At 48.5% G+C, this 12,866-nt stretch carries 9 protein-coding genes and 1 tRNA gene; 6 read left to right on the top strand and 4 right to left on the bottom strand.

Annotated elements, in window-relative coordinates; all coding sequences use genetic code 11:
- Positions 1-177: 177 nt before the first annotated feature.
- A tRNA-Met gene (locus ACG2E4_RS14080) sits at positions 178-251 on the top strand.
- Between the two features lie 1,035 nt (positions 252-1,286).
- On the opposite strand, the gene ACG2E4_RS14075 is transcribed toward ACG2E4_RS14080, so the two are convergent.
- Positions 1,287-1,940 (bottom strand): response regulator, encoded by a 654-nt coding sequence (locus ACG2E4_RS14075; RefSeq protein WP_395261590.1) that lies wholly within the window; start codon positions 1,938-1,940, stop codon positions 1,287-1,289.
- A 333-nt stretch (positions 1,941-2,273) separates the two neighbouring features.
- Between ACG2E4_RS14075 and aspS the strand changes: the two genes are divergently transcribed.
- Positions 2,274-4,058 carry an aspartate--tRNA ligase gene (gene aspS / locus ACG2E4_RS14070; protein WP_395276938.1) on the top strand — a complete coding sequence of 595 codons (1,785 nt, stop codon included), beginning with the start codon at positions 2,274-2,276 and terminating at the stop codon, positions 4,056-4,058.
- A gap of 9 nt (positions 4,059-4,067) precedes the next feature.
- On the top strand, positions 4,068-4,778 hold the full coding sequence (locus ACG2E4_RS14065; protein WP_395261592.1) for a DUF429 domain-containing protein: 711 nt from the start codon (positions 4,068-4,070) through the stop codon (positions 4,776-4,778).
- Positions 4,779-4,921: 143 nt separating this feature from the next.
- On the opposite strand, the gene ACG2E4_RS14060 is transcribed toward ACG2E4_RS14065, so the two are convergent.
- The 3 genes from ACG2E4_RS14060 to sthA all read right to left on the bottom strand — a co-directional run bounded on the left by ACG2E4_RS14060 (position 4,922) and on the right by sthA (position 8,484).
- Complete coding sequence (locus ACG2E4_RS14060; protein WP_395261593.1) at positions 4,922-5,839, bottom strand: hypothetical protein; 918 nt, start codon at positions 5,837-5,839, stop codon at positions 4,922-4,924.
- 10 nt (positions 5,840-5,849) lie between these two features.
- Positions 5,850-6,305, bottom strand: coding sequence for a hypothetical protein (locus tag ACG2E4_RS14055; protein WP_395261594.1), 456 nt, complete (start codon positions 6,303-6,305; stop codon positions 5,850-5,852).
- A 724-nt stretch (positions 6,306-7,029) separates the two neighbouring features.
- Entirely contained in the window at positions 7,030-8,484 is a 1,455-nt protein-coding gene (gene sthA / locus ACG2E4_RS14050; RefSeq protein WP_395261595.1) for a Si-specific NAD(P)(+) transhydrogenase, read from the bottom strand.
- A gap of 240 nt (positions 8,485-8,724) precedes the next feature.
- Here sthA and ACG2E4_RS14045 point away from each other — a divergent pair, with 240 nt between their 5' ends.
- From ACG2E4_RS14045 to ACG2E4_RS14035, 3 genes are all read left to right on the top strand, one after another.
- Positions 8,725-9,333 (top strand): superoxide dismutase, encoded by a 609-nt coding sequence (locus tag ACG2E4_RS14045; protein ID WP_395261596.1) that lies wholly within the window; start codon positions 8,725-8,727, stop codon positions 9,331-9,333.
- A 122-nt stretch (positions 9,334-9,455) separates the two neighbouring features.
- Positions 9,456-9,905 carry a BrxA/BrxB family bacilliredoxin gene (locus ACG2E4_RS14040; RefSeq protein WP_395261597.1) on the top strand — a complete coding sequence of 150 codons (450 nt, stop codon included), beginning with the start codon at positions 9,456-9,458 and terminating at the stop codon, positions 9,903-9,905.
- 383 nt (positions 9,906-10,288) lie between these two features.
- Entirely contained in the window at positions 10,289-12,817 is a 2,529-nt protein-coding gene (locus tag ACG2E4_RS14035) for a PP2C family protein-serine/threonine phosphatase (RefSeq protein ID WP_395276937.1), read from the top strand.
- Positions 12,818-12,866: the final 49 nt, after the last annotated feature.

Genomic DNA, 12,866 nt, shown 5'->3' with positions numbered 1-12,866 from the left:
GAAAAAGTAATATTATGGATTTAAAATTGTTTCTATAAATCGTATATTTGGCAACTCTTGATCGGTACGGCTCTTAGGCCGCAGGAATTTGAGAGAATAACAGTTGAAGATATAGGAGGTTATTGGCAGCCGGTACCTGGCACAACCCAAAGAACCAATAACCGCGAAGCCAGATTTGGCGTGGTAGCTCAGTTGGTGAGAGCGTCGGATTCATAACCCGGAGGTCGGCGGTTCGATTCCGCCCCACGCTACTACTTTTATGCACTTCGCTTTATTCGTCCCGCTTCAGCAGGACATTCCAGCTAAATGCAGTATCTGGACTTTCAGGTGAGTTTGAAATGGGAATATCTGCTACTTGCCATTTATTTGCGGGAATCACGGGGCAAGATGGTTTTTCTCATTTGACCGGTTTCCCGGGAAGTGGAATAGGCAGTTGTCCTAACGATAGCAAGTTGATTTGTTCCGGGAGACATAAAAAAAATTAGCAGCCCTCCAATCAAGGACGACTGCTAAATATCATCTACAGACGGCTATTACCCCATTTGCACTCCTAACATAATCGGCAGATGGGGACCCATCAATAGATAAAAAATCGTAAATTTATATACGTAAAACTATGTATGTAAAAAGAGTTTTATAAATAAATGAAGTAATAATTTTAGATATCCAAAAGGAATTAATAGTATAAGTTATTATGATTAAATATCTGTTTTTTAATTAATTACTTATAATCATTTTACTTTGTTGAAGGGGCCGATACTTCTACTATGGATATCCACGATGGGATGGGTGAGGAGTTTTGCAGGGCGTGCATAGAATTAGCAGCCCCCCGGTCAAGAGTGGCTGCTAAATGTCATCTACAGGCGATCAGTATCCTAGTTGTGTATACGAACATACATGCAATTGGAAAGGTCATCAATCGAAAAAAAGGCGTAATTTGGTACGTGAAAGTTTGTACTCCGACACCGGAATTAGGTTGAAAGAGATGGCAGCCGCGATGCGTTCACTCAAGTTGTTGTGGCTGGATATCGAACAGCCCTAACTATTGAATCGAGAACCAAGCCCTGCGAGTGGAGCAAATTGAAAGCTTGTATTCCTCGTTTTAAGGCAGGTACAAAAAAATTAGCAGCCCTCCAATCAAGGATGGACTGCTAAATATCATCTACAGACGGCTATTACCCCATTTGCACTACTAACATAATCTACACAGCGACACGCATCAATAGATAAAAGGCCGTATTTTGGATACGTAAAATTACGTATTTATGTAAAAAAACAGTTCTCTGCTACTCAGAGGGAACAAGATTGTTCTGCAGGGCGAAGCGAACCAGGCCGGCGGTGTTTTTAATTTCCAACTTCTGCATCAGGTTAAATCGATGGGTGTCAACGGTTCGTGGACTGATATACAACTGATCTGCGATCTCCTGGCTGGTATACCCCTCGACGATCAATGTCAAAATTTCGTGCTCCCGTTTCGTAATGTTGATATCCAGCTCCTGCGGCTGTTCATTCGGTTTGTTGAGGTACGAGTTGGTAATCAATTTGGAGATGGGGTCGCTGAACACTTGCTGCCCTTTCATTACCGAACGAATCGCCTGCAGCAGGTCCGACTTTTCGGCATTTTTCAGCAGGTAGCCGTTGATATCGGCCTCAAGCACCTTGTCAAGGATATCTTTGTCAATATGCATGGAGAGAATCAGGATTTTTACCTCGGAATCAATATTGCGTAGTTCTTTTGCTGTTTCAATTCCATCCTTTTCAGGCATGCTTATATCCAGCACGCATACATCCGCAGAGTGCTCTCTAAAAAGTTTAATGCATTCATCTCCCGTAGAAGCCTCACCGACGATATTGATATCTTCTGCTGAGGCTAGATATTTTGTCACTCCAAATCGAAGAATTTCGTGGTCATCAGCAACCACAACATCTATCTGTTGCATGTAGTACACCCCGCCTGGTTTGTCGACCCTCTAGTTCATCACTTAAAAAAAAGAGATGATGAATCATCTATATAATTCAAGGTAATTATTTCACTCACTTAAGCAAATGGAAAAGCGCTAGTTCTGCAAATTAAATGATTATAACATAACCAAACGTTGATGGGGCAACGATCATTCTTTTGCTGCCTGAAACCGATGAAGAGGGTCTTCCCCCGACGGTTCTTCCTGTGTTGCCCGGCCTCCGATATTCTTTGTATAATCGTTAGGCGATTGGTTGCCATATTACTTATTTTCAGCCTTTTAACTGGAAAAAGAAACATTGAACAATAGTTTATGAGTTTGAAACGTACGCACACCTGCGGTGAACTTTCCGAGCAGAACATCGGAGACCAGGTAATATTGAACGGTTGGGTTTCTGCGCGGCGCGACCTGGGCGGGGTTATTTTCATTGACCTGCGCGATCGCTATGGGATTACCCAAATCGTGTTCAAGGAAGAGGCCGGAGATGTCCATGCCATTGCAGAAGAGATCCGGAATGAGTATGTGCTGGGAATCAAGGGGCGCGTGGAAAAACGCTCGGAAGAGACGGTGAATCCCGATATAGGCACCGGCAATATTGAAGTGTTTGTGGATGAGGTCAGGATCTATTCTGAATCGGAAACTCCACCTTTTGAGATTAAAGATAACCTGGAGACCGGGGAAGAGCTGCGCTTGAAATACCGTTACCTGGATCTGCGCCGCAATGAGGTGCAACAAAATATGATGCTGCGTTCGGATGCGTATCATTCGATTCGCACCTATTTCCACAACCGGGATTTCGCGGAGGTGGAGACCCCCTTCTTAATGAAAAGTACTCCCGAAGGCGCCCGCGACTACCTGGTGCCCAGCCGGGTGAACCCGGGAAAGTTTTTTGCCCTGCCGCAGAGTCCCCAGACGTACAAGCAGCTCCTGATGGTATCGGGATATGACCGCTATTTCCAGATTGTGAAATGTTTCCGGGATGAAGACCTGCGGGCCGATCGCCAGCCCGAGTTTACACAGATTGACGTGGAGATGTCGTTTGTGGATGAAGATGAGATCATGCATACCACCGAGGGGCTGATGCAGAAGTTGATGAAGGATACGGTGGAACAAGATATTTCCGCCCCGTTTCCCCGTATGACCTATGAAGAGGCGATTAAAACCTACGGAACTGACAAGCCGGACACCCGGTTCGGGATGGAGTTTGTGGATTATTCGGAACTGGTGAGAGAGTCGGAATTCAGGGTATTCTCCAAAACAGTTGAGAGCGGTGGCGGCGTGCTGGGCATCAAGGTGCCGGGCCAGGGTACGATGGGCCGTGGAGCCCTCGACCGCCTGACCGAGCGCGTGCAGGACGAGGTCGGCTCCAAGGGACTCGTCTATATCAAGCAGAACGAGGAGGAAGGCACAAAATGCAGTGTCGGGAAATTCCTGAAGGATGAGACGATACAGACGATGATTGACCAGGCGCATGCCGAGATGGGCGATCTGATCCTCATACTTGCCGGACCCAAACCTACGGTCTACGAGCAGCTGGGCGAACTTCGCCTTATGATGGGCCGGGAACACGGCATGATTGATGAATCGCAGTATAACTTTCTCTGGGTGACTGACTTTCCGCTGGTGGCGTGGGATGAAGATTCGCAGCGTTATCATGCCCTGCATCACCCCTTTACCTCACCCAAGACTGCGGATATCGAGAAGATGGATTCGGACCCCTCCGAGGTGAGCTCGCGGGCGTACGATCTCGTACTGAACGGATATGAGATCGGCGGCGGGTCGATCCGTATTCACAACCGGGAGCTCCAGCAGAAGATGTTTGCTCTGCTGGGCATTGACGATAAAGAAGCTGAAAAACGGTTTGGCTTCCTGTTGGAAGCTTTCAAATATGGCGCCCCGCCCCACGGCGGTATCGCGCTTGGGGTCGACCGGATCGTGATGCTGCTTTCCGGTGGCAAAAGCCTGCGCGATGTGATCGCGTTTCCCAAAAACCAGAAGGCTCAAAACCTGATGGACGGAAGTCCCGATTATGTGGACCCGGAACAGCTGGACGATTTACACATTCGGCTGCAGGAAGATATTAAAGAACAAAACTAGGATTACAAGTTGAAAACAGTAGGAATTGACGGTTGCAAAGTGGGCTGGATCGCTATTAGTCTGGATGAGGAGCACGCCGGCTATTGGCTGTTGGAGTCGGACAGTGAGCTTGAAGAGACGTTTCGGGAATACGATCGCATCTTCATCGATGTCCCGATCGGGCTAAATGATGTAAGTTATACCCGAAAATGCGATGAGATGCTGCGCGAGGTGCTTGGTCCCGACTACCAGGCCAGCGTATTTGATCCTCCAATCCGGCCGGCGCTCCACTCGCCCACTTATGCGGAGGCTTCGATGGAGAGCTACGAGACCACGGGCAAGAAAATTTCCATCCAGGCATGGAATATCACCCCCAATATCCGTTCCGTTGATCGCCTGCTGCAGGAACATGAGGATTTCCGGGGAAAAGTATTTGAGAGTCACCCCGAGCTGCTGTTTCAGAAGTTAAACGGCGGCAATTCGATTCTGCAAAAAAAACAGACCAAAAAAGGGCTGCGTCATCGACTCGGGCTGTTGAAGGAGCAGAGCAAATTTGCCGACGACTTTTTCCGGGATATCAAGGAGGAATACCGGCGAAACCAGGTGGAGGAGGACGACATCGTGGATGCCATGGCGCTGGCGCTGTTTGCGCTCCGTTCGCTTGAAGAGCCGATAAAGACGCTGCCGGAAGATCCGCCCACCGATTCCACCGGCCTTCCGATGGCTATCCATTACGTATAAGGGCCCTTTGCAGAACCTGCCATTTGTTTGGAGGTGGTTGTACCATTGGCCTTATTGACTTTTAAACGGGAATACAACTCCCTCGGAACGAGGAATTGAGGCTTTGATTTTGCAAAGTCCTCTACAAATATAAATACGCATTGCTAATACCGGGAGCGATATTCGCTTTGAACAGAACGCTGTTTCATTTTTCCAAAATATTTTAAACCCTGGTCAATGACACGGTGCCAGGGCAGCCCGATGATGCAGAGCCCGATCGTGTAGGAGAGAAACAGGATATTCATCGTTATATAGATACCCATGTGCAAGCCGATAATGCCGATAAACATAAGCGTTCGGTATCGTTTCCACCAGACCAGGAAAGCGAAAAATTCTGTCAAAAGTCCTGCCGTGAGAAACAGGGTGGCCACGGTGCGACTTTGAAGCGCTGCCTCCTGTACCCAGTTCAACTGAAATGTTCCTTTATCTGAAAGCACATCGGTTCCCTTTTCGGCAATCCACAGCCAAAGGTGATGGCCGTCGACCCACGTAACTCCGGTTGCAACCAGTTTGGAAAAGGCTGCGGTGGTATAGCCGAGTCCCAGGAAAAAGACGACAAAACCGAGCCCGAAATGTAATGAGTGCTCCCTGTCTTTGAAGAAAACACTTCCGATTCCCAGGCCCAGAAGACAGAACCCGACCATGTTTTGGCTGTGGGGAATCTCGCCCTGGCTGTACCGGGTCACATACTGCAAATGAAGCAATATAAAGGCAACCCCGTACAGCCATTTGGCCTTGTCAAAAAACAGGGCGCTGATCACAAAGATGGTGAGAAGCCCGGCGTTGACCAGGGGAAAGTAGGTCCCCAAAAACAGTTCCACATCGATGTACTGGGCAAGGCCCAGCGGTAAAACCACATCGCTCAGGCGCTGGGTATAAAGTCCCCACTTCCATACGTAGATAATGGAGTAGACCACTGTGAACAGTTCGAAAAGACGGTAATAAACCTTGGTCCCCAGGGAATCGGGGTGCTCAGGTTCAAAAAGATTTCTGCTAATAGAATTGGTGAAAGTCCGTAACATGGGTCCTCTTCTATTTGAATAGATTTGGATTCTTATATGTGGTGTCTTTTGTAACCAGCAGCAACGGGATGGCGTTAACGACAACCGAATCATCTTCCGTCATGTAGCCGGTAACCCGGGTGGCCAGCCACTTCATATCCCCCATCCGTTCAGCCCGGAACAGGTCTCGAAGCGCTTGTATACGCTCGTTATCCCACTTCTCCGTCTTGGATATAAAGTTGGCAAAATCGATATCATCAATACCATGCTCGCTGAGAGGCACTACACGATCGCTTACATCAGCAAGGGGTTTGGTATCCCACAAATCTGCCCTGGCGGGATCATCCACCTCCTCAACAATCGCACGCGACCACGGGTTGCCCGCTTGCGAAAACATGGGAAATATACTGAATGGCCAGAACTCTCCCTTGTGGGTGCTTACCAAGACCGCATTTACCAGGAAACAAACGAGTAAAACGTTCTTCATTTTAGATAATATTCCTCTCTCCATAGTCAACTTTGATTTATTAAGAATGAATGTTTTACATCAATTCAAGATAACATTTAGCATCATTAATTATCTTGAATAAGTGTAAATGTTAACAATTATTTAATTTTTGAATACTATATCAAAACCAGCGATCATTCCCGGGGACAGCAAAGTCACCTCCTGGTCTATGCCTCCAAAAGGAGATTGCATTGTATGTTTGCAGGAGGCTCGTCAAAGATACAGTTTTGCAGGATCCTGTATTTGAGTCCGGTGGAGTGCTTTACAAACGCACAGTTGAAACAAACCACATATCGCGGTGAGGTGACTGAGCTTAACCTGTCGCCTTGCTTGGGAATAAATCTCCTGACGAGGTTCAGGGTCGAAATCTTACAGATTACAGGCCGTGAAAGGTTCGTCTTCTAAACGTTCGGGGATCGGGATCTGCCCCCCCCCCATCAATCGGGTCACTGGAATAACGCGGAGTATCTCAACACGCCCGTGGTATGCAGGTGTGAACGCCAGCTCAAAATATTATGGCACAGCGACCAACCGAGGAGAGAAGTGGGGCGGCCGGCACGGTCCCGATACGGTGGCCTGCCGCCCCAAAATTTCAAAGGACTGAGCGGAAAATGGGAGTATTCCCGTAGTCTCAATACCAGTATCAATAAACCGCCGGCTCACACTATTTATCAATCTGTTTTTGACCGATTTATCACCGGTCTTAGCCACCGTTTTCGAGTATCTTCTTATATTTCACTCCCGCTTTGTACACGCGGTTGACTCCGTTGAAGGCGGCCCGCCGGTAGGCTTCACTCAGGGTGGGATAATTCATGACGTTGCGGATGAAGTAGCGGATATCACCGTCAAAAGCCATCACGGACTGCCCCAGGTGGATAAGGTTGCAGGCCTGGTCTCCGAGTATGTGCACGCCCAGTAGTTTAAAAGAATCAGTGCTGAAGACAAGTTTGAGAATGCCCCTGGGGTCGCCCATCATATCCGCTTTGGCAATATTTTTAAAATAGGCGCGTCCCACGGTCACATCTATTCCCTCATCGATAGCTTGCTGCTCGGTCAGCCCGATATGCGACATTTCGGGCAGGGTGTAGATGCCAAAGGGAATCTGCTGGGGGATGTCTTTGGCCGGTATGTCGAACATGTTGCAGGCGGCGAGACGTCCCTGGGTGAAAGAAGCCGAGGCCAGCCGGGGAAACCCGATGATATCTCCGGCGGCGTAGATACTGTCAATTTTTGTTTTGTAGGTATCATCCACCGGAATATACCCTTCATCGTCGATTTCGATCTGGACCTTGTCCAGCCCGATATCAGCGGTGTTGGGTTTGCTTCCCCCCATGTAGAGTGCGTGCTCGGTTTCTATAACCTGCAATCGGTCATCGCCCTGCAGTTTTCTAAAACGGACCTCTACACAGGTTCGTATGGAGTTATACTCGATACTTTCAACCTGTACCCCCTTTTTAATGGTAATACTCTGATCGGCCAGCGCCTGGTCCAGGTGGTCCTGGATCTCCTCATCCAAAAACGTCAGGTGCTCCTGGTCCTCGCTTAGCATGGTCACCCGCGTCCCCAGCGCGGCGAACGTGGTCGCATATTCCAGGGCGTTCACGCCGATGCCGATGATCGCCAGGCGCTTGGGAATATGGGTAAGGCCGAAAATGGACTTGTAGTCCAGCACTTTATCGTGATCGATCTCAAAACTTGTTGGATAGACAGGGCTGCTTCCGGTACAGAGCAAAATCCGGTCTGCGCTGTACCGTTCGGTGGTTCCGATGGGCGTTTCGACCTCTACGGTGTGCTCCCCGGCAATACGGCCGAATCCGCGGGCCACATCAACCTCATTTTTGATGAGGTCATTCTTTACCTTTTTATTCTCCTGTTCCAATACTGCATTTTTGTATTGCAGCAGGTCCTCCATGCGGAAGCGCTCATACGGTTTTCGGGTTTCCCTGGTTCCGAACTGCGTGTCAAATTTTTTGATTGTGTTGGCCGATTCCCGGAGAGCCTTGCTGGGCACGGTTCCCAGGTTGATCCAGGTTCCCCCCAGGTTGCTGTCATGGGCTTCAACGACCAGCACCTTTTTGTCAAATTTGGAGCTCTGCATGGCACAGGAATAACCTGCAGGTCCACTTCCAACTATAATTACATCGTATTCGTGAGACATACCTTTGTGTTTTTAACTGAAAACAACATTCAAAATTCATGTTAAAATACCAGAAATGAGCAAGCAATGCTGCATCGGTTTCATTAAAACATTGTTAAGACTTTCGGGAACGATTTTTACAGAAAAAATGATTATATACACGCTCCTGCAATAGCACAATAGTGCGTTGCAAGCCAAAGAGTTAAGTCTGTTTGGAATTTATTTTAAACAAACCGTTAAATAAAATTTTTATACATTATTATGGCTTTTGAACTTCCAGATCTTCCGTATGATTATGATGCCTTGGAGCCTCACATTGATGAACGCACGATGAAAATTCATCACACCAAGCATCACCAGGGATACACCAACAAGGTGAATGCAGCACTTGAGGGACATAAATTTGCCGATCTCCCGATAGAAGAAGTGCTCGAACGCATTGACGAGGTACCAGAAGAAAAACGCCAGGCTGTTATCAACAACGGTGGCGGATTTGCCAATCACAAGCTGTTCTGGACGATTCTTTCTCCCAATGGGGGAGGCGACCCGACCGGTGACATTGCAGATGCCATCGATGATGAATTCGGTAGTTTTGACGACTTCAAAGAGGAATTCAACAATGCGGCTACCGGCCAGTTTGGTTCCGGATGGGGCTGGCTGTGCGTCGATGAAGACGGCGGGCTGCAGGTACTGTCAACGGCCAACCAGAACAGCCCGTACATGGATGGGCTAACCCCTATCCTGGGTGTTGACGTATGGGAGCACGCCTACTATCTGCACTACCAAAACGAGCGTGGCAAGTATGTCAACAATTTCTGGAATCTTGTCAACTGGGATCAGGTGAACGAATATTACAACGACGCCACCTGATCAGATCAACTGCAAAAGGGTAAGGATTTGTGCGGCGTATCTGAAGATGCGTCGCACATTCTTTATATATTTGTTATATTTGAAATGAATCAGACACCCCTTTAATAAAAGTACACACTGTTATGCAATTCGGATTTGGAGTAGGTCCCGACACCTCATGGATGCGCGAAGAGCTCACGGAACTGGGAATTGAAGAACTGAAGACCCCGGATGATGTGGATCGCGCAATGAAGGAATATGACAAAGGTACCATGTTGATGGTTATCAACTCGGTTTGTGGATGTGCCGCAGGTAATGCGCGGCCCGGAGTAAAAATTGCGCTTGACGAAAGCGATGTAAAACCGGATCACATGGTCACCGTATTTGCCGGTCAAGACAAGGAGGCCACGGCTCGGGCGCGCGAATATTTCAGCGAATACCCGCCGTCATCCCCGGCATTCGCCTATTTTAAAGATGGCGACATCAAGGCGATGATACCCCGTCACAGGATTGAAGGCCGCACAAAAGAAGAAATTTCTAAAGACCTGAAAATGGTATTTGAATCTTTTGCCGAGGAGGCCAAAGAGGGCTGACGGCCACCGCTGATTTTTATTCTGTTTATATGTAAGGGCACTGGTAGCAACCGGGTGCCCTTACTTTTTTAAAATGGGCTACAAAACCGTTGCTGTTTCAAAGCCGTAAGCCTGTTTGTCTCACAGAGAAATGTGGGCAAGAAGTACCTGTTGTTATGTCGAAATATTCGTCAACTGGCAGCCCTTTCTCAAAAATAAAGTAACAAAATGAATTAAAAGTCGTAGTCTCTATTCGCACAGGTCAAATCACGTCATCAGGTTCTTATTCATGAAGGGTGATTTGCAAAGACCTTTTGCATTCAGTCACTTTTCGTTTTTATAAAAAATTTTGCTTGTAGTTTCTAAGAATCAACTATTACTCGTACGAACAGATGGGGCAACGTTTGGCATATTGGATCTTCCTCGGTGCTGTTGGCTATGCACTGTTTTTTCTTTTGCGTCCATCCGTCGATTTTAATGCCGGGAACCCTATTCACGAAAGCCGGGCGACGGTTGAGAGCCGAACTTCTGAGCTTGCCCGCGAACTGGGATTTTCCACCGATAGTTTGCATATGCTCAGCACCCGGACGCAGCACCTGGGGTATTATGAAATACTTGCTGACTCGCTGGGCGACAGCCTGTCCCGCCCCGGCGAGCTTCATGAGCGGGATGCCTTCCTGAGTAGCTGGCTCGTTACCGTGGCCACAAGCCTGGACGAGTTGGAAACTTCGCTTTCCCTTTCACAGTCTGACCTGTTTGAACGGGCCGGACACCTGCAGCTGCGTTATGATGATGAAGGAAAAGTGCGCCGTGCTGCAACCAATTCTGTCACTGATAATCCCACATTTGTACCAGGAGACTCCCTGCTCGGGGTGGCACAAAAGATTGTGTCTGATATTTTTGCCTATGATCTCAGCGAGTACCGGCTGTCAAGCGTGGATATCCGGGATACCTCCTTGTCGGACGTAACACCGACATTCGATAACAACTCGGCAAACGTTTCGGAAACCGATGTGGGCAGCAATACCACATTTCACTGGCAGATAATAGAAAAGGCAAATGCTGGTCCGGAGCGGCTGATACTGGAGATACAGCCCAAAATAAGGGAAGTGAACGGGCAATACGGAACGCAGATCAGGTATGGGGCTTCCTTGATCTCCTTTGCCGCCACCGATCAAAACGAACCGGAACAGTTCGCAAGACCGTTTGCACCGGACAGTCAATATTATATTGTGCTCTACCTGACGGTCGGCTTGCTGGTAGTGCTGGTATTTTTCAAGGGGATCAAGCATATCAATAAAGGGCAAGTAGAGTGGAAACGCGCCCTGTTTGTATTTGTAACTATTACATTGGCTATCTTTTTGTGGCGTATTCTCTTCCTTATTTATACCCACAGGCCGTTTTTGACGGATGATATGTTTACCATCCTGTTTTTCAATTTCCTTTTATTTGGAGCTGTATGCGGACTGTATGGAGCCCTCGCGTATATCGGGTGGGAGGCCACTGCTCGTGAAAACGGGGATGAACAACTCCACGTGATCGATGCGTTCTGGCGATACCGGTTTTTCTTCAGGGAAACCGGCGATGGACTGCTCCGGGGTTTCGCCCTGGGAGGCGTGTTGCTGGGCGGACTGTCCCTTGCGCTCTACCTAATGGGATTGGTTTTTTATCAGCATGACAGCCAGTTTGGATTTACAGAACCAAGTATTTCGCCCAAGCTGCTTACGATCAACATGTCGGGTTGGGTCAACGCCTGGCTGGTCGCCCTGGGACACATCGGGGTTGTTGTCGGATTTCTGAGGAAGCGGCTTCCGAATAAAAAGATTTTTTATCCTGTGGCTGCCATTCTTCTCGGATTTTTGTGTGCCGGCTCTGCCGCTCTTTTTGGTACAAATGGTACCATCTGGCATGAGGTAATCCTGTTTACGGGACTGGCCCCTGTCCTGATTTATGCGTTTGACCGGGCGGGAATATTGACCGTTTCCACGGGGTGGTGGATTTTTGCCGTTACGATATTCACGCTCCCGTATGTTGGGTCCCGGAGCATGGATATCGGTTATGTTGCCTGGGTCCAGTTTTTTATACTCGGCTTCCCTTTCCTGTACGGGCTGGCATCCTTCAGGTATGGGAATTCTGTTTCCGAGATGGGGGGCTACATCCCGCAATACCAGGAACGTATTGCCAACCACCTGCGCGTAGAAAAAGAGATTGAGATAGCGCGGGAAAGCCAGTTTAAGCTGATGCCGCTGCGTCCCCCGTCAATACCGGGGGTGGATGTATATGGTTTTTTCCTTCCCTCTTTTGAGGTCGGCGGCGATTATTTTGACTATGTCGTGGGTCGCAATAGCAGGCCCGAAGCCGAGATTCTTACGATGACGATCGCGGATGTGTCAGGTAAAGCGATGAAGGCAGCCATGCATGCCGTATTTACCAGCGGGTTGCTGCTCTCTCGCTTGTCCAATGATCATCCGGCTTCCATCCTGCGTGAAGTGGCGCCAACGCTTTATCATCGTACTGATCCACAGACATTTATTACCTGTATTATTGCGCAGTATGACCCGGAGATGAGGAAGCTGACTATTGCAAATGCCGGGCATTGTCTCCCGATGATCAAGCGGGAGGGCAGGGCGGAGTTCATCACCACTCCGGCCCCGAAATACCCGCTGGGCCTGTTCGACAGGGTAGATTACCAGGCACTTGAAACAAACTTGCAGCCGGGTGATTTTCTTCTTTTTTATTCCGACGGCCTGCCGGAAGCCGTTGATCCGGAGGGCAACCGGTTTGGCTATGAGAATCTCGCAGGACTGCTGGAGTCCCTGGATACAGACCAGAAAACCTGCAATGAAATTGCACTGGACATCAAACGCAGGATTCAGAAATTCAGTGATTACCAGCTGGCCGACGATACGACAATTATCTGTCTTAAAGTTTGAGGCAGACCAACTGAGGCCGTACGTTGAGTCAGCAAATGATAAATCAAAA

It is taken from the genome of Halalkalibaculum sp. DA384 (assembly GCF_043951955.1).
Taxonomy (GTDB): domain Bacteria; phylum Bacteroidota; class Rhodothermia; order Balneolales; family Balneolaceae; genus JAMQKA01.
The sequence above is the reverse complement of the archived record's forward strand: the minus strand, read 5'-3'. Positions and strand labels throughout refer to the sequence as shown.

What these genes read in the sequence shown, in the direction of transcription:
- ACG2E4_RS14055 (WP_395261594.1), bottom strand. Translation starts at nt 6,305, where the DNA reads ATGAAGAACGTTTTACTCGTTTGTTTCCTGGTAAATGCGGTCTTGGTA.
- ACG2E4_RS14040 (WP_395261597.1), top strand. Translation starts at nt 9,456, where the DNA reads ATGCAATTCGGATTTGGAGTAGGTCCCGACACCTCATGGATGCGCGAA.
- sthA (WP_395261595.1), bottom strand. Translation starts at nt 8,484, where the DNA reads ATGTCTCACGAATACGATGTAATTATAGTTGGAAGTGGACCTGCAGGT.
- ACG2E4_RS14060 (WP_395261593.1), bottom strand. Translation starts at nt 5,839, where the DNA reads ATGTTACGGACTTTCACCAATTCTATTAGCAGAAATCTTTTTGAACCT.
- ACG2E4_RS14075 (WP_395261590.1), bottom strand. Translation starts at nt 1,940, where the DNA reads ATGCAACAGATAGATGTTGTGGTTGCTGATGACCACGAAATTCTTCGA.
- ACG2E4_RS14045 (WP_395261596.1), top strand. Translation starts at nt 8,725, where the DNA reads ATGGCTTTTGAACTTCCAGATCTTCCGTATGATTATGATGCCTTGGAG.
- aspS (WP_395276938.1), top strand. Translation starts at nt 2,274, where the DNA reads ATGAGTTTGAAACGTACGCACACCTGCGGTGAACTTTCCGAGCAGAAC.